This window comes from Streptomyces sp. NPDC048419, from assembly GCF_043200415.1.
Classification (GTDB): domain Bacteria; phylum Actinomycetota; class Actinomycetes; order Streptomycetales; family Streptomycetaceae; genus Streptomyces.
Genome location: NZ_JBICXT010000005.1, coordinates 497,068 through 513,185 on the forward strand (window position 1 = coordinate 497,068; position 16,118 = coordinate 513,185).

Below are 16,118 nucleotides of genomic sequence, written 5' to 3' on the forward strand. Positions count from 1 at the left end.
GGCGATTGTCAGTCCCGCCTTCTATCGTGCGGACCATGACGACCCCGCGCCCCATCACCGACCTCTCGGCGGACGACGCCCGACGTATCGCGCTCCGCGCCCAGGGCCTCCTCGGCAGCCCCGACCGCCGGGCCGGAGTGCGCGGCGTCCTCCGCCATCTCGGCGCGGTCCAGCTGGACACGATCTCGGTCCTGGCGCGCTCGCACGAGCTCATCCCGTACGCCCGGCTCGGCGCGGTGGGCCGCAGGACCGTGGAGAGCGCCTACTGGAAGGCCCCGTCCGCCCGCCCGCACGCCTTCGAGTACTGGTCGCACGCCGCGTGCATCCTCCCCGTCGAGGAGTGGCCCCACTTCGCCTTCCGCCGCCGCGCCTACCGCGGCCGCCCGCACTGGAACCACGAGCTCCCGGACGGCGCCTACGACCAGGTCGTCAAGCAGCTCCGCGCCGAGGGCCCCCTCACCGCCACGGAGTTGGGCGGCGCGAAGCGCACCAGCGAGTGGTGGGACTGGTCCGGCGCCAAGGTCGCCGTCGAGCGCGCGCTGATGTACGGCGAGGTCGTGTGCGTGGAGCGCAGGGGCTGGAAGCGGGTCTACGACCTCGCCGAGCGCGCGATCCCACAGGAGTTGCTGCACGACGACCTGGACGACACGGAGTGCCTGCGCCGTCTGGTCCGTCTCGCGGGCCAGTCCCTGGGCGTCGGCACCCGCGCGGACATCGCCGACTACCACCGCCTCAAGGGCGAGCAGGTGGAAGCGGTCATCGCCGACTCCGGCCTGGTCCCGGTGACGGTCGAGGGCTGGGGCAAGCCGGCCTGGGCCGATCCGGCGGCCCTGGAGACCCCGCCGCGCGGCCGCCACCGCACCACGCTCCTGTCGCCGTTCGACTCCCTGATCTGGGAAAGAGCGCGCACGGAGCGGATCTTCGGCTTCACCCACCGCCTGGAGGCCTACGTCCCCAAGCCGAAGCGGGTGTACGGCTACTTCGCGATGCCGGTCCTCGCCGGCGGCCGGCTCGTCGGCCGCGTCGACCCGGGCCGCGAGGGCGCCACACTGGTGGCCAGGCAGGTCACGCTGGACGGCCCCAAGGCGGTGCCCGCCGTGGCCCAGGCCCTGGTGGAGGCGGCGACCTGGGTGGACTGCACGGACGTACGCGTGGAGCGGATGGAGGCACCCGCACTGCGCGCGCCCCTGGCCGAGGAACTCACCCGCGCGCTGGGCTGAGCCTCACCGGATCTCGAGGATCTTCTCCCGCATCGCGTAGACCACCGCTTCCATCCTGGAGTGCAGCTGCAGCTTCTCCAGGATGTTGCGCACGTGGTTCTTCACGGTGTTCTCGGAGATGTACAACTCCTTGGCGATGTCCCGGTTGTTCATGCCCGTCGCGACGAGCTTGAGGACCTCCAGCTCGCGGTCGGTCAGCCGGGGGGCGGGGACCAGCCGGCGCTCGTCGGTCCGCTGGATCATCGACTTGAACTCGGTGAGCAGCTTCGACGCCATGGACGGGCTGATCTGCGACTGCCCGTCGGCCACCGCGCGAATCGCGGTGGCCACCTCGTCCGTGGAGATCTCCTTGAGCAGATATCCGGTCGCGCCCGCCTTGATCGCCTCGTAGAGGTCGGCTTCCTCATCGCTGATCGTCAGCATGATGATCTTGGCGCTGGGGGCGACCTCCTTGATGGAGGTGCAGGCCTCGATCCCGCCGCGCTTGGGCATCCGCACGTCCATCAGGACGATGTCGGGCAGCAGGTCGGCGGCCTTGTCCACGGCCTCCGCGCCGTCCCCGGCCTCCCCCACGACCTGGATGTCCTCCTCGGCCGCGAGCACGATCTCCAGACCCCGGCGGAAGAGGGCGTGGTCGTCCACGACCAGGACTCTGATGGGCTCCTTGCGTGGAGAGCCCGCTTCCGGGCCCATGCCGACGACGCCGTCGTCGGCACCCTCGTCATGCATCGGTCCGAAGCTGTCCGCCATCGTTCCTCCCCCTGAGGCTGTGGCCTGTGGTGCTGTGCCAATGCCAACCCAAGGCAACGGCCCACCGGTTGGGCCGTTGCGGCCATGATTCCATGCCCAGGCGACAACGCGGTGACAGAACGGGTCGCGAAGTGGTCGCACGTCGGTGCCCCTGGGGGCGCACAGGCGCTCCAGGGGCACCGACTGAGCCGTCAGCCGCGCGCGTCAGCCACCCAGCGTGCCGCCCGGCGCGGGAGCCTGCGCCTGGGCGACCATCGGGTCGGTGCTGAGGTGGATGACCCCGTAGTCATAGGCGTGCCGCCGGTAGACGACACTGGGTTCCTTGGTCTCGGAGTCGACGAACAGATAGAAGTCGTGGCCGACCAGTTCCATCTCGTAGAGGGCCTGGTCGAGTGTCATCGGGGCTGCTACGTGGGTCTTCTCGCGGACGATGAGGGGGCCTTCACCCTTGACCTCGAGAGAGCCGATCTTCTTGGTGGGCACGCCGTCCGGCTCGTCGTCCCGGACCGCTTCGCCGTTGCCGTTGAGGGTCGCCGCGCCGGGGACGTGGTCGGGGACCTCGGCCGCCGAGATCCTGCGCGCGCCGCGGCGGGAGAACCGCTTGTCGTGCTGCTTGCGCAGCCGGGCGCCCAGCTTCTCCGCCGCCATGTCGAGTGCGGCGTACGGATCGCTGGCCGCTGCCTCCGCCCGGATCACCGGACCGCGGGAGCGGAGCGTGATCTCCACTCGGTCACAACGGTCGGCCTGTCGGGGGTTGGGCTCCTTGGACACCTCGACGTCGAGGCTGATCACCTTGCCATCGAGCTTCTGGATCTTCTCCAGGTTCAGCTTCTCGGCCACGTGCTTGCGGAACCGCTCGGGCACCTCGGTCTTGCGGCCCTTGACGACGATGTCCACGCAGAACTCCGTTCCCGGATCACTCCGCTTCGGCGGCGGAGCATCTCCCTTTTGCACCAGGCTCCGGCAACTCCGGACCCTCGGACTCGGTGACTTCCACCTCCTCCCCCGCGGACAAGATCTCCACTCCACCGCTGCGGGTGATTGTGAAAACCCGCAGTCCGGCATTCGGGTATGCGAAGGACGGCCTGCGCCTTTCTCTCACAACCGAACATATCTCGCCCGGACGGATGTCGTCACCCTCTACCGCGGCGTACCTCCGTTCAGGTGAATTGACCCTCTCATTACCTGCAACGATGCAACTTCGCAGTCAGTTCCGGTTTATTTCGAAGGAATCCGGCGGGGCTGCGACCACAGCTGCGCAGACGACGTCACCCACGACGCGCTCGCCTGCTATGGGCGGCACTGAGTGCCCTCGGCCGGTTCGCTCTTCTCCTGCTTCTCTTGCTTCTCTTGCTTCTCTTGATCCAACCCTCCGTTCCCCCATGACTTCCCGCGCAGCTCCCGTGTACACGGCCCCAGTTGAATCTCCGTACGGAATCAGCCGTTCCTCCGTTACTGCCGCCGCCCGCAGGGCACGGGCCGCCTCCGTCAAGGACGCGCCTGTTGTCATCAGGTCGTCGACGAGCACGACCGGACCGGCGCGAAGCAGCCGCTCGCCGCCGGGCGCCACAACCAGCGCGCCAGCCAGGTTCTCCAGCCGCCGGCGGGAGTTGAGACCCGACTGGTCGGCCACCACACGCCGCTGCCTCAGCACGGCGAGCACCCGGGCCGCGGTCCCGGCCCGCCGCAGCTCACCTGCCGCAGCGAGCGCGATCCGCCGCGCTGGATCGTGTCCCCGTGCGCGCACCGCCCCGCGCGAGGACGGAACAGGAACGAGCAGCACGGGCATGCCGCCCACGGCCACCGCACCCGGCATCTGACCGAGCCCGGACCGCACAGCCCCTGCCAGGGCCGTGCCGAGCGGTGCTGCCAAGGCCAGCGCGCCGCGCTCCTTGTGGGCCAGGAGCACGGCCCGGACCTCGTCGGCGTACCGGGCGGCCGCGTGCACCACGGGCAGCCCGGGAGGCTCCGGCACCGGTCGCACCCGGCCCGGTGCGGCCCCACTCAGGGCGGCACGGCACTCCGGGCAGAGCACCGTGCGAGGCATCCCGCAGCCTCCGCACTCGGCCGGCAGCACCAGGTCGGTGAGGTCCTGCCACCACCCCCGCATGCCCACCACTGTGCCAATGCCCGAGTCACCCGGCCACCCCTGTGGAAAACTCCCTGTGGACAACTCGTCCCAGGCGCAAACCGGGCTTACGACGGCCCCCGCACAGGCGTACCCCGCACGGATCTCATCCGGGATAGACCGGCGCCAACCCGTCCGTGACCTTCTGCCACTGCTCCCCGGTCGGCAGCCGTACGATCCCGTCCTCCGAGTACGCCACCATGGGCAGGCTGTCGGACTCGGTCGCGGTGATCTCCTTGATCCCGCTGAGAGCCGCCGGCGCCAGACCCTCGGGCGTGGAGCCGTCCACCTGGACGTAACGCATGGTCTGCAGTCCGCCCTGTTCGCGACCGGCCACGACGAGCCGGCTGTCCCCAGCCCACGACATGGTCGTGACCTCCTCCAACTCCGGCGATGCCGAGCGCAGTTCGAGCACCGAGACGGTCGGCCGGGCCTCCTCGGAATCCTGCCGTCGCTCGATCCGCCCGATGAGCAGCGACGTCTTGTCGCCCTTGGCGACCACGAGCGCGATCCGCACGCCGTCTGCGGCCACCCGGACATCCTGGATCTGGCCGTCCAGATCCGGGATCTTCACCTCGAGCGGTTCGCCCTTGCCCTGGTCCAGCAGGAGCAGCCGGGGCTTGTCGGGGTCACGGTCGGCCACCCACAGGTCGCCGTTCGCGTCCCAGCTGGGTGCCGTCAGCCGGTCCTTCTCCGCCTTGCCGTGGCTGACCAGCACGGGGCCCTCGAGCGCACTGCCGGACGCGAGCGAGGCGACGTACAGGTTCTTGCCGTCGACGCTCACCCCGGCCGCCGTGTCCTCGTGGCGCGAGACGGCCGCCGACCGCAGCTGCCTGCCGCCCTCGCCCAGGGCCCCGGGCACCGGGTCGGCCTTGGTGCTGTTGACACCCGGCGCCAGCCGTACGAGCCGGCTCTTGCCGTCGATGAAGTACACGTAGGCGGGGTGCTCCGCCGAGCCGCGCGAGGCGACGTCGTCGGCCCTCTCCTCCGCGAGCGAGCACAGCTGCGTCCTGCCCGACCGCAGCTCGATCTCGTCCACCGCCGGGGTGAGGGTCTGGAGCGTGAACAGGAGCTGGGCCGCCATCTCGTTGCACTTGCGCGCACCGACCCGGGCGGCGTTCGCGTTCAGCGGCACGGTCAGCTTGTTCTGGTCGTCGGGCGTCAGCGTGGTGACGCCCTTCTGCAACTCGGTGCCGGTGGGGAAACTCGTCCGCACCACGGGGTCGAGCCAGTGGGTGGGCCCGTTCAGCAGCGAGCGGACCATCTGCGTCATGGGATCCACGCGCCGGCGCACGTACACGGGGTCCGCGACGGCCGCGGGCCGCGACGCCGTCCCGACCGCGGTGTCCGAGGCGAAGTAGTACTTGTTGACGGCCATGTAGTTGCGCTGGAAGTCCGACTTGCCCATGACGACGCCCTGGGGAAGCGTGTCGATGCGCCACTGCTTGGTCTTCTTGTCACGCGAGAGGTGCACCGGCTCGTTGTACGACCCGCGCGCGGGCGTGTACGCCTGCTGCGCGTCCACCCTGGCGACCTTCGCGCCGGTCAGCGCGAACGAGAGGTCGTCACTGCCCTCCCGGCCGCCGAGGCGGTTGGGGTCGATGCCCGGGCCGTTGGCGAGGACCGTACTGGACAGCCCCGGCTTCCACGCCTGCGAGGCCGCCTTGGTCAGATACTGGCGCGCCGTCGAATAGCTCGGGTCGTCGCTGGTCAGCGCCTCGAGGAAACCCGCGACGATGTCCGAGGGCTGGGCGTTGTCCTGGGGCGGCATGGCGAAGACCCGTACCTGGGTGTCCTGGCGCGGAGTGGAGTCGACACCGCTCACGTCTCCGTTGTCGGGCATCGAGGCGCACCCCGCCAGCAATACGACGCCGCAGACGCCGTACGCCGCCGCACGAGCCGGTCTGCGCCGGCCACCCCCGTCGCGGTCAGCGCCCACGAAATGCCTCCCCCTGCTTCTTCGAGTCCTCCGGCCCGGTGTCCGGGCGGCCCGGGGCCTCGCTCGGCGCCCCGTCCTCACTGGACGTCTCGTCCTGCCGCCGCGTTCCCGAGGCGGGCCGGGGCACCACGCGCGCGCCGTTGCCCGGCAGCGCCGTCGGGTCGGCGGTGGGCGCCGTGCCGTTCAGCCGCGGGGTTATCGGATTCATCTGATCCCCGGCGTGCTGTGCGGGCACGGTGGCGGCCTTGTCACCGCCGCCGCGCGGCAGCCCAGCGTCGTTGAGTCCGCGATTGCGCCGCGAGTCCTTGGGCTCCAGCGGTATCGGCGAGCCCCGCAGCGGCTCGTCCGCGGTCCGCGGCAGCGTCAGCCGGAACTGCGAGCCACCGCCCGGCTCGCCCCACGCCTGCAGCCAGCCGCCGTGCAGTCGTGCGTCCTCCAGGGCGATGGACAGACCGAGGCCCGTACCGCCGGTGGTACGCGCGCGTGCCGGGTCGGCCCGCCAGAAACGGCTGAACACGCGCGTGGCCTCACCGGGCTTGAGGCCGACGCCGTAGTCGCGCACCGCGACGGCGACCGCCCCGCCGGCCGCGGCCAGCTTGACCACGACGTCCTTGCCCTCGCCGTGCTCCACGGCGTTGACGACGAGGTTGCGCAGCACCCGCTCCACGCGCCGGGCGTCCGCCTCCGCGACGACGGGCTGCTGGTCGCCCGTCACGCGTACGTGCGTGCCCTTGCGCTCCGCGAGCGGCTCCGCCCCGCTGACGACCCGCCGCACGACCTCCCTGAGGTCTATCGGCTCCGCCTCCAGCGCCGCGGCCCCCGCGTCGAACCGGCTGATCTCCAGCAGGTCCGCGAGCAGCGACTCGAACCGGTCCAGCTGGTCGGCCAGCAGCTCCGCCGACCGCGCGGTGACCGGGTCGAAGTCCTCCCGCGCCTCGTGGATGACGTCAGCGGCCATCCGTACGGTCGTCAGCGGCGTCCGCAACTCGTGCGACACGTCCGACACGAACCGCCGCTGCATCCGCGACAGGTCCTCCAGCTGCTGGATCTTCAGCTGCAGGTTCTGCGCCATCTTGTTGAAGGCCTCGCCGAGCCGCGCGATGTCGTCCTCGCCGGTGACCTTCATACGTTCCTGAAGACGCCCGGCGGACAGCCGTTCGGCGATCCCGGCCGCCATCCGCACCGGCGTCACGACCTGGCGCACCACCAGCCAGGCGATGGCCCCGAGCAGGACGACGACGAAGAGCCCGGCGGTCGCCAGAGTGCCCTTGACCAGGCTCAGCGACTTCTCCTCCTGCGTGAGCGGGAAGAGGTAGTACAGCTGGTACGGGTCGCCGTTCGGGTCGTTGACCTGCTTGCCGATGACCAGGGCCGGCTGGGACTCCTTGTCGTTGCTGTAGATGATGCTGGTGTAGCTCTGGGCGGCCCCCGCGCCGTCGCTGATCCGCGTCCGCAGGTCCTCGGGGACGCTGGCGGAGGGGTCGACGTCGCCGGAGGCGCGCGGGCCGCGCCCGCCGCCGCCGTTGTCCCCGGCGGGCAGGGTGACGACGTCGAAGGCTCCCTGACCGCCGCTGGAGAGCGAGGAGACCAGGTCGCTCATCCACTGGATGACGTTCTGCGAGGGGCGGCCGTCCGCCGTGGTACCGCCGTCGGTGGTCCCGGCCGCGGCCTCGTCGGCCCTCTGCTTGGCCACCGCGAAGCCGCCGGTGGCCTGGCTCTGCGAGGCCTTCACCTTTGCGTCCAGCAGGCCGTTGCGCACCTGCCCGATCACGACGAAGCCCAGCAGCAGGACGACGCCGAGCGACATCAGCAGCGTCGTGACGACGACCTTGAGCTGGATGTTGCGGCGCCACAGCCGCATGACGGGCAGCAGCGGCCGGCGCACCCAGCGCATGAACAGACGCAGGATGGGGCTGCCCTGGACACCGCCCTGCAGCAGACCGCCCTCCAGCAGGCGCTCCCAGCGGGAGCCCGCCGTCGTCCGGTCGACAGGCCGCTCCGCGCGGGCCTCGCCCGGCCCGGGCGCCGAAGCGGCACTGTGACCGGACATGTCAGCTCGGCCCTGCCTTGTAACCGACGCCTCGGACGGTCACCACGATCTCCGGCCGCTCGGGGTCCTTCTCCACCTTGGAGCGCAGCCGCTGCACATGCACGTTGACCAGGCGGGTGTCCGCGGCGTGGCGGTAACCCCACACCTGCTCGAGCAGCACCTCACGCGTGAACACCTGCCACGGCTTGCGCGCCAGCGCCACCAGCAGGTCGAACTCCAGCGGCGTCAGCGCGATCGACTGCCCGTCCCGCTTCACGGAGTGACCGGCCACGTCGATGACGAGGTCGCCTATGGCGAGCTGCTCAGGCGCCGGCTCCTCCGACCTCCGCAGCCGCGCCCTGATCCGGGCGACGAGCTCCTTCGGCTTGAACGGCTTGACGATGTAGTCGTCGGCGCCCGACTCCAGCCCGACCACCACGTCGACGGTGTCGCTCTTGGCGGTGAGCATCACGATCGGTACGCCGGACTCCGCCCTGATCAGGCGGCAGACCTCGATACCGTCCCGCCCGGGCAGCATCAGGTCGAGCAGCACGAGATCGGGCTTGCTCTCACGGAAGGCGGCCAGCGCCTTGTCGCCGTCGGCTACGAAAGACGGCTCGAAACCTTCACCACGCAGCACAATGCCGAGCATCTCGGCCAGTGCCGTGTCGTCGTCGACGACAAGGACTCGTCCCTTCATAAACGACATCATCCCATTCTCGTAACAGTGGCAGAGGCGCTGGTGAGCAGGGTCACTGGCCCGTGACGATAGTCGTACTCCACCGTCGCTGTCTGCCTCGTCCGTCGACGCCGAGGTCATCAACGGCCGTCAATCACCCAGCGTAGGCGCACCCTGACCACAAGGACGGACCGAAGGACGACCCCAGGACCGGCCCGACGGGTTGCGCCGGCGCCCGCGTGGCCGGCCGGCACCGGATCGGCGGCGGGTCCGCTCAGCCGATCGAAAGCCGGCGCGACCTGGCACAGAGCTCGGCCAGCGCCTCGGCGGTCACCGGCGAGACAGTGCCCTCCTCCGTGACGATCGCGGTCACCAGCTCGGGCGGCGTCACGTCGAACGCCGGGTTGTACGCCTGCGTGCCCAGGGGCGCCACCGGGATCCCGGCTCCCGCCTCCGCTCCGGGCACCGGCACCTGAGGCGCCACGACCTCGGTGACCTCATGACCGGGCCGCTGCTCGACCTCGATGGACGCCCCGTCCGGGGTGTCCGGGTCCACCGTCGTCACCGGCGCCACCACGATGAACGGCACATGGTGGTACCGCGCCAGCACCGCGAGCGGATAGCTCCCCACCTTGTTCGCCACCGACCCGTCGGCCGCGATCCGGTCCGCCCCGATCAGCACGGCATCCACCTCACCGGCCGCGAACAGGGAGCCCGCAGCGTTGTCCGTGAGCAACGTGTACGCCATGCCCCTGCGCGCCGCCTCGTACGCGGTCAACCGGGCGCCCTGCAGCAGCGGCCGCGTCTCGTCCACCCACAGCCGCCGCAGCCTCCCGGCCCGGTGCGCCGCGAGCGCCACCGCGAACGCCGTCCCCTCCCCGCCCGACACCAGCGACCCGGTGTTGCAGTGCGTCAGGACCCGGTGCCCGCCCGCCGGCAGCAGCTCGTCCAGCAGCGCCAGCCCGCGCCCGGCCATACGTGTGCTGGCCTCCGCATCCTCCCGGTGCAGCCGCTGCGCCGCGGCGAGCGCGGCGGTCGCCGCCGCCGTGGCGTCGCCGCTCTTGGCGAACTCGGCGCGGTGCGCCGACTGCGCCCGGCGCACACCGCCGGCGAGGTTCACCGCGGTGGGCCGGGCACCTGCGAGCACCGTCGCGGCCTCGTCCACGTCGAATCCGCGCGCGGCGGCGAGCGCGACGCCGTACGCCCCCGCGATCCCGAGCAGCGGCGCCCCGCGCACGGCGAGCGAACGGATCGCCTCCACCAGCGCGGACGCGTCCGTGCACACCAGCTCGACCTCTTCCGCGGGCAGCCTCGTCTGGTCGAGCAGGACCAGTACCGGGCCCTCGGGTGGTTCCTCCCACCGGATCGCCGGGATCTCGGTCGGCCTGCTGTCTTCGCCGGAATGCGCGTACTGATCAGCCATGCGGTCAGTCTGCCCCTTCTGCCGCGGACAATTGAAGGTGTCCAGCCCATACCGCGGCCGGTACCCGGGCGACCACCCCATGGCACGATGGCTGCCAACCTGCAGCCGCGACCGCGGACGGGCACCGTGAAGGAGCGACGATGAAAGACACTCCGGGCTGGGCCTCGCCCGGATCCGCCCCCTCCGACGGGCAGGAGTCCGGCCCTGCCGGCCGTCCGGGTCCCGCGGAGCCCGCGGACCAGCCCGGTCCCGAGCCGCAGGACGGCGCCGGCACACAGGGCCACGGCTCGCAGTGGTCCAAGGAGCAGCCGCCGGCAGGCCAGTGGTCCGCGCCCGCCGGACCCGGCAGCTCCGCCCGGCCCGGTCCCCCGCCACCACCGCCCGGCCCCGGCTGGGGCACCCAGCCTCCCCAGGGCTACGGCCCCTACAGCAACGGCACTCCCGGCCACCCCGGGTGGGGCGGCGGCTGGGGCGGGCCCCCGCCCGCGGCGAAGCCGGGCGTCATCCCGCTCCGCCCGCTCGGCGTGGGCGAGATCCTCGACGGTGCGGTCTCCACCATGCGCACCTACTGGCGCACGGTCCTGGGCATCTCCCTGACCGTTGCCGTGGTCGCCGAGGTCATCGTCATCCTGCTCCAGGGACTCGTCCTCAACGACACCAGCACCGCGGCCCTCGACGACCCGAGCGCCAGCGCGAAGGAACTGACGCGTGCCCTGGGCGAGGCCATGCTCAGCTCCAGTGTCATCTTCCTGGTCTCCCTGATCGCCACGGTCGCCGCGACCGCCCTGCTCACCACCGTCACCAGCCGTGCCGTCCTCGGCCGGCCCGTGACCACCGGCGAGGCCTGGCGCGACGCCCGGCCCCAGGTGCTCAAGCTGCTCGGCCTGATCCTGCTGCTGCTCGTCATCGCCGCCGCGATCGTCTTCGGCGGCATGCTGCCGGGCATCCTCGTGGCCGTCTTCGCGAACTCCGCGGCCGGTTTCGCGCTCGCCGCGCTGGGCGGCCTCGGCGGCGGCATCGTCGCCCTGTGGCTGATGATCCGCTTCTCCCTCGCCTCGCCCGCGCTGATGCTGGAGAAGCGCGGCGTGGTGAAGTCGATGAGCCGCTCCGCGAAACTCGTCCGCGGCTCCTGGTGGCGGGTCTTCGGCATCCTGCTGCTCGCCGGAATCATCGCCAACATCATCTCGGCGATCGTCGTCATCCCCTTCACCTTCATCGCCGCGGCGTTCAGCGGCGACGGCATCTCCGGCCTCCTCAACTCCGGGACCGGCGACCTCGGCTGGACGTTCCTCATCGTCAGCGGGATCGGCTCGGTGATCGGTTCCATGATCACGTACCCGATCAACGCCGGTGTCACCGTGCTCCTCTACATCGACCAGCGCATCCGCCGCGAGGCCCTCGACCTCGAACTGGCCCGCGCCGCCGGCGTCACGGGCTACGGCGCCGGCGCCGGCTCGGGAGGCTGATGCAGTGAGCCTGACGGGGGGAGTTCTCACGGCGGTGCCCACGGCCCTGCCACACGCCGCAGGATCGGCCGTACGGATCCTGCTGAGGGCCGGCAACTCATCGGTTCTGTCGCGGTCCGGCTCCGGCGACGAACCGCCGGTGACGATTCCGCGGGACCCCGCGCGTGAGGCGGCCCGTCGCGAGCTGTCCAAGCGCATGTACCACGAGAACGACCCCAGCCTCTTCCAGCGCGCCCTGAACGCCTTCTGGGAGTGGGTCGGCAAGCTCTTCGGCTCGGCCGCGACCGCGACGCCCGGGGGCACGCTCGGCCTGGTCGTCATCATCGTGGCCGTCGTCGCGGTCCTGGGCGCCCTGTGGTGGCGCCTGGGCACGCCACGGCGCGAACCCGCCTCGTCCGCCGCCCTGTTCGACGACCGCCCCCGCAGCGCCGCCGAACACCGCGCCGCCGCCGAGGCGCACGCCGCCCAGGGCCACTGGAACCAGGCCGTCCAGGAACGCATGCGCGCCATCGTGCGCTCCCTGGAGGAGCGCGCACTCCTCGACGTCCGCCCCGGCCGCACCGCGGACGAGGCAGCCGCGGAAGCGGGCCGCTCCCTGCCCGCCCACACCGACCGACTACGCGCCGCAGCCAGGGACTTCGACGACGTGACGTACGGCGGCCGAAGGGCGACCGAGCAGTCGTACGACCGCATGGCCGAACTCGACCGCGACCTCGAGCGCAGCAAGCCCCAGCTCGCGAGCAGCAGCTCCAGCACGGCCGACAGCGCCCGCCAGGGAGCCGCCGGATGACCACCGAGGTCACGCTCCCGTCCACCTCGGCCTCGCCCACCGCACGCCAGGTGTGGACCCGTACGCGCGGCATCGCGTTCGCCCTCGTGCTCCTGTTGGCCGCGGCCGCCGCGATCGCCGTGATCCGCTCCGACACCAAGCACGGCGAACTCGACCCGCGCTCCGTCGGCCCCTACGGCAGCCGCGCCGTCGCCGAACTCCTCGCCGACCGCGGGGTGTCCACGCGCGTGGTGAGCACCCTGGACGGCGCGCGCGCCGCGGCCGGCCCGGACACCACTCTCCTGGTCGCCGTACCCGACCTTTTGACGAAGTCCCAGCAGAGCCGGCTGCACTCCGCGATCGCGGGCTCCGGCGGCCGCACCGTCCTCGTCGCTCCGGGCGGCGCGTCCGTCGAAAAGCTCGTCCCCGGGGTCACCGCGGACCCCGCCACCAGCTTCGATTCGACGCTCGCCCCCGAGTGCCTGCTGCCCGCCGCCCGCCGCGCGGGCACCGCGGACACGGGCGGCATCCGCTACACCACCACCCGCCTCGACGCCGACGAGTGCTACCCGAGCGAGCGCCTGGCCACCCTCCTGCGCCTCCCTGCGGCCTCCGGGAACGGCGACACCGTCGTCATCGGCGCGCCCGACATCCTCCTCAACGACCGCCTCGACAAGCAGGGCAACGCCTCGCTCGCCCTCCAACTCCTCGGCTCCCGCCCCCATTTGGTCTGGTACCTCCCCTCGCTGTCCGACACCTCGGCCGACACGGGCGAGAAGAAGGGCTTCCTCGACCTGCTGCCCTCAGGCTGGATCTGGGGCACGCTGCAGCTCTTCGTCGCGGCAGCCCTCGCCGCCCTCTGGCGGGCACGCCGGCTAGGCCCCCTCGTGCCGGAAAAACTCCCCGTGGCGATCCGCGCCTCCGAAACCGTCGAAGGCCGTGCCCGCCTCTACCGCAAGGCGAACGCCCGCGACCGCGCGGCCGCCGCTCTTCGCTCCTCCACGCGCATCCGCCTCGCCCCCCTCGTCGGCGTCCCCGTCGCCCAGGCGCACGCGCCCGAGGCCCTGCTCCCCGCCCTGTCCGCCCATCTCCACGGCGACGGACAGTCCCTGCACTCTCTCCTCTTCGGCCCGCCGCCCAGCGACGACACGGCCCTGATCGCACTCGCCGACCAACTCGACGCCCTCGAAAGAGAGGTACGCCGTCCATGATGGACCCGACCACTGACAACGCCGGGTACAGCGGGGACCCGGGCCGGGCCCGAGCCTCCCTGGAAGCCCTGCGCGCCGAGATCGCCAAAGCCGTGGTCGGCCAGGACCCCGCCGTGACCGGCCTCGTCGTCGCGCTCCTCTGCCGTGGACACGTACTCCTCGAAGGCGTCCCCGGAGTCGCCAAGACCCTGCTCGTCCGCGCCCTGGCATCCGCACTCGAACTCGACACGAAGCGCGTGCAGTTCACCCCGGACCTGATGCCGAGCGACGTCACGGGCTCGCTGGTCTACGACACCCGCACCGCCGAGTTCTCCTTCCAGCCCGGCCCGGTCTTCACCAATCTCCTCCTCGCCGACGAGATCAACCGCACGCCCCCGAAGACCCAGTCGTCCCTGCTGGAGGCCATGGAGGAGCGCCAGGTCACGGTCGACGGCACCCCGCGCCCGCTCCCCGACCCGTTCCTGGTCGCCGCGACCCAGAACCCGGTCGAGTACGAGGGCACGTATCCCCTCCCCGAGGCCCAACTGGACCGGTTCCTCCTCAAGCTGACGATCCCTCTGCCCTCCCGCCAGGACGAGATCGACGTCCTCACCCGCCACGCCGAGGGCTTCAATCCGCGCGACCTGCGCGCCGCCGGCCTACGCCCCGTGGCCGGCCAGGCCGACCTGGAGGCCGCCCGCGCAGCCGTCGCCAAGACGGCGATCTCCCCGGAGATCACCGCCTACGTGGTGGACGTCTGCCGAGCCACCCGCGAGTCCCCCTCGCTCACCCTGGGCGTCTCCCCGCGTGGCGCGACCGCCCTCCTCGCCACCGCGCGCGCGTGGGCATGGCTCACCGGCCGCGACTACGTCATTCCCGATGACGTCAAGGCACTCGCCCTCCCGACCCTCCGCCACCGCGTGCAGCTGCGCCCCGAGGCGGAAATGGAAGGCGTCACGGCAGATTCCGTCATCAACGCGATCCTCGCTCACGTCCCCGTCCCCCGCTGATGGCCATCACCGGACGCGCCGCGCTCCTCGCGGCCCTCGGCTCCCTCCCCGTCGGCATCTGGGACCCCAGCTGGACGGGCCTCCTGGCCGTGAACGCCCCCATCGCGGCGGCCTGCGCCTGCGACTTCGCCCTGGCAGCTCCGGTACGACGCCTCGGCCTGACCCGCTCCGGCGACTCCTCCGTACGCCTGGGCGAGGCCGCGGACGTCACCCTCACCGTGACCAACCCATCGCGTCGCCTCCTACGGGCCCGCCTGCGCGACGCCTGGCCACCGAGCAGCTGGGAGCCCGGCACAGAGGTCGCAGCGTCCCGCCACCGCCTCACGGTTCCCGCAGGCGAACGCCGGCGCCTCACCACCCGCCTGCGCCCGACCCGCCGCGGCGACCGCCAGGCGGACAGGGTGACGATCCGCTCCTACGGCCCCCTCGGTCTGTTCGCACGCCAAGGCACCCACAAAGTCCCCTGGACCGTACGGGTGCTGCCGCCCTTCACCAGCCGCAAACACCTCCCCTCCAAGCTCGCCCGCCTCCGCGAACTGGACGGCCGCACCAGCGTGCTCACGCGCGGCGAGGGGACAGAATTCGACAGCCTGCGCGAGTACGTCCCCGGCGACGACACCCGCTCCATCGACTGGCGCGCAACGGCCCGCCAGACCACGGTGGCCGTACGCACATGGCGTCCCGAACGCGACCGCCACATCCTCCTGGCCCTGGACACCGGCCGTACGTCCGCGGGCCGCGTGGGCGACGCCCCACGCCTCGACGCCTCCATGGACGCGGCCCTGCTCCTGGCAGCCCTCGCTTCCCGCGCCGGCGACCGGGTGGACCTGCTCGCCTACGACCGCCGCGTACGGGCCCACGTGCAGGGCCGCACAGCCCGCGACGTCCTCCCGTCCTTGGTCAACGCGATGGCCACACTCGAACCCGAACTGGTCGAACTGGACGCCCGAGGCCTGACGGCAACCGCACTCCGCACGGCTCCCCGCCGCTCGCTCATCGTGCTGCTCACAAGCCTCGACACCGCCCCGGTGGAAGAAGGCCTGCTCCCCGTCCTCTCCCAACTCACCCAGCGCCACACGGTCCTGATCGCCTCGGTCGCCGACCCACACATCGCCCAGATGGCCAGGTCCCGCGGCAACACCGAATCCGTCTACGACGCCGCAGCCGCGGCCCAGGCCCAGAGCGAACGCCACCGCACCGCGGAACAACTCCGCCGCCACGGAGTCACGGTCGTCGACGAGACACCGGATGAACTGGCGCCGGCACTGGCGGATGCATATCTGGCACTGAAGACGGCTGGTCGTCTGTAGGACAACGCCTGAACGACAAGGGGGCTCTTTCTGAAGAGCCCCAAAAACAACTGACCCCGAAACGCAGAAAACCCCCGGCCGGTATCCCCGGCCGGGGGTTTTCTCAAAATTTGTTCGGCGGCGTCCTACTCTCCCACAGGGTCCCCCCTGCAGTACCATCGGCGCTGTAAGGCTTAGCTTCCGGGTTCGAAATGTAACCGGGCGT

Annotated in this window: 13 protein-coding genes and 1 rRNA gene; 6 read left to right on the forward strand and 8 right to left on the reverse strand. The window is 71.6% G+C overall.

What is annotated here, in order from left to right; all coding sequences use genetic code 11:
* Positions 1 to 35 precede the first annotated feature (35 nt).
* Positions 36 to 1,220, forward strand: a complete 1,185-nt coding sequence (locus ACGFYN_RS15050; RefSeq protein WP_393866242.1) for a winged helix-turn-helix domain-containing protein — start codon at positions 36 to 38, stop codon at positions 1,218 to 1,220.
* Between the two features lie 3 nt (positions 1,221 to 1,223).
* On the opposite strand, the gene ACGFYN_RS15055 is transcribed toward ACGFYN_RS15050, so the two are convergent.
* From ACGFYN_RS15055 to mtnA, 7 genes are all read right to left on the reverse strand, one after another.
* Complete coding sequence (locus ACGFYN_RS15055; RefSeq protein WP_393866243.1) at positions 1,224 to 1,970, reverse strand: response regulator; 747 nt, start codon at positions 1,968 to 1,970, stop codon at positions 1,224 to 1,226.
* A gap of 204 nt (positions 1,971 to 2,174) precedes the next feature.
* Positions 2,175 to 2,867 (reverse strand): ribosome hibernation-promoting factor, HPF/YfiA family, encoded by a 693-nt coding sequence (gene hpf / locus ACGFYN_RS15060; RefSeq protein ID WP_393866244.1) that lies wholly within the window; start codon positions 2,865 to 2,867, stop codon positions 2,175 to 2,177.
* A gap of 310 nt (positions 2,868 to 3,177) precedes the next feature.
* Entirely contained in the window at positions 3,178 to 4,080 is a 903-nt protein-coding gene (locus ACGFYN_RS15065) for a ComF family protein (protein WP_393866245.1), read from the reverse strand.
* 124 nt (positions 4,081 to 4,204) lie between these two features.
* Positions 4,205 to 6,037: an LpqB family beta-propeller domain-containing protein gene (locus ACGFYN_RS15070; RefSeq protein WP_393866246.1), complete on the reverse strand. Its 1,833-nt coding sequence runs from the start codon at positions 6,035 to 6,037 to the stop codon at positions 4,205 to 4,207.
* On the reverse strand, positions 6,027 to 8,087 hold the full coding sequence (mtrB, locus tag ACGFYN_RS15075) for an MtrAB system histidine kinase MtrB (protein ID WP_393866247.1): 2,061 nt from the start codon (positions 8,085 to 8,087) through the stop codon (positions 6,027 to 6,029). Before mtrB ends, ACGFYN_RS15070 begins: the two co-directional genes overlap by 11 nt.
* A gap of 1 nt (position 8,088) precedes the next feature.
* Complete coding sequence (gene mtrA, locus ACGFYN_RS15080) at positions 8,089 to 8,778, reverse strand: two-component system response regulator MtrA (protein ID WP_187284748.1); 690 nt, start codon at positions 8,776 to 8,778, stop codon at positions 8,089 to 8,091.
* Positions 8,779 to 9,019: 241 nt separating this feature from the next.
* The gene (gene mtnA, locus ACGFYN_RS15085; protein WP_393866248.1) at positions 9,020 to 10,168 is read right to left on the reverse strand and encodes an S-methyl-5-thioribose-1-phosphate isomerase; all 1,149 of its coding nucleotides are present in this window, start codon (positions 10,166 to 10,168) and stop codon (positions 9,020 to 9,022) included.
* A 140-nt stretch (positions 10,169 to 10,308) separates the two neighbouring features.
* Here mtnA and ACGFYN_RS15090 point away from each other — a divergent pair, with 140 nt between their 5' ends.
* From ACGFYN_RS15090 to ACGFYN_RS15110, 5 genes are read left to right on the forward strand one after another with little or no spacing between them, the layout of a single operon-like run.
* Complete coding sequence (locus tag ACGFYN_RS15090; protein WP_393866249.1) at positions 10,309 to 11,634, forward strand: hypothetical protein; 1,326 nt, start codon at positions 10,309 to 10,311, stop codon at positions 11,632 to 11,634.
* 4 nt (positions 11,635 to 11,638) lie between these two features.
* Complete coding sequence (locus ACGFYN_RS15095; RefSeq protein ID WP_393866250.1) at positions 11,639 to 12,424, forward strand: DUF4129 domain-containing protein; 786 nt, start codon at positions 11,639 to 11,641, stop codon at positions 12,422 to 12,424.
* Positions 12,421 to 13,614 carry a DUF4350 domain-containing protein gene (locus ACGFYN_RS15100; RefSeq protein WP_393866251.1) on the forward strand — a complete coding sequence of 398 codons (1,194 nt, stop codon included), beginning with the start codon at positions 12,421 to 12,423 and terminating at the stop codon, positions 13,612 to 13,614. Before ACGFYN_RS15095 ends, ACGFYN_RS15100 begins: the two co-directional genes overlap by 4 nt.
* Positions 13,614 to 14,603, forward strand: a complete 990-nt coding sequence (locus ACGFYN_RS15105; protein ID WP_393866252.1) for an AAA family ATPase — start codon at positions 13,614 to 13,616, stop codon at positions 14,601 to 14,603. Before ACGFYN_RS15100 ends, ACGFYN_RS15105 begins: the two co-directional genes overlap by 1 nt.
* Positions 14,603 to 15,913: a DUF58 domain-containing protein gene (locus ACGFYN_RS15110; protein WP_393866253.1), complete on the forward strand. Its 1,311-nt coding sequence runs from the start codon at positions 14,603 to 14,605 to the stop codon at positions 15,911 to 15,913. The genes ACGFYN_RS15105 and ACGFYN_RS15110 overlap by 1 nt, the downstream gene beginning before the upstream one ends.
* 112 nt (positions 15,914 to 16,025) lie before the next feature.
* On the opposite strand, the gene rrf is transcribed toward ACGFYN_RS15110, so the two are convergent.
* A 5S ribosomal RNA gene (gene rrf, locus ACGFYN_RS15115) occupies positions 16,026 to 16,118 on the reverse strand; the annotation flags it as partial.

Excerpts from the sequence above, each read along its gene's own strand:
- ACGFYN_RS15050 (WP_393866242.1), top strand. The coding sequence starts at position 36 with ATGACGACCCCGCGCCCCATCACCGACCTCTCGGCGGACGACGCCCGA.
- ACGFYN_RS15055 (WP_393866243.1), bottom strand. The coding sequence starts at position 1,970 with ATGGCGGACAGCTTCGGACCGATGCATGACGAGGGTGCCGACGACGGC.
- ACGFYN_RS15065 (WP_393866245.1), bottom strand. The coding sequence starts at position 4,080 with ATGCGGGGGTGGTGGCAGGACCTCACCGACCTGGTGCTGCCGGCCGAG.
- mtrB (WP_393866247.1), bottom strand. The coding sequence starts at position 8,087 with ATGTCCGGTCACAGTGCCGCTTCGGCGCCCGGGCCGGGCGAGGCCCGC.
- mtrA (WP_187284748.1), bottom strand. The coding sequence starts at position 8,778 with ATGATGTCGTTTATGAAGGGACGAGTCCTTGTCGTCGACGACGACACG.
- mtnA (WP_393866248.1), bottom strand. The coding sequence starts at position 10,168 with ATGGCTGATCAGTACGCGCATTCCGGCGAAGACAGCAGGCCGACCGAG.
- ACGFYN_RS15090 (WP_393866249.1), top strand. The coding sequence starts at position 10,309 with ATGAAAGACACTCCGGGCTGGGCCTCGCCCGGATCCGCCCCCTCCGAC.
- ACGFYN_RS15100 (WP_393866251.1), top strand. The coding sequence starts at position 12,421 with ATGACCACCGAGGTCACGCTCCCGTCCACCTCGGCCTCGCCCACCGCA.
- ACGFYN_RS15105 (WP_393866252.1), top strand. The coding sequence starts at position 13,614 with ATGGACCCGACCACTGACAACGCCGGGTACAGCGGGGACCCGGGCCGG.
- ACGFYN_RS15110 (WP_393866253.1), top strand. The coding sequence starts at position 14,603 with ATGGCCATCACCGGACGCGCCGCGCTCCTCGCGGCCCTCGGCTCCCTC.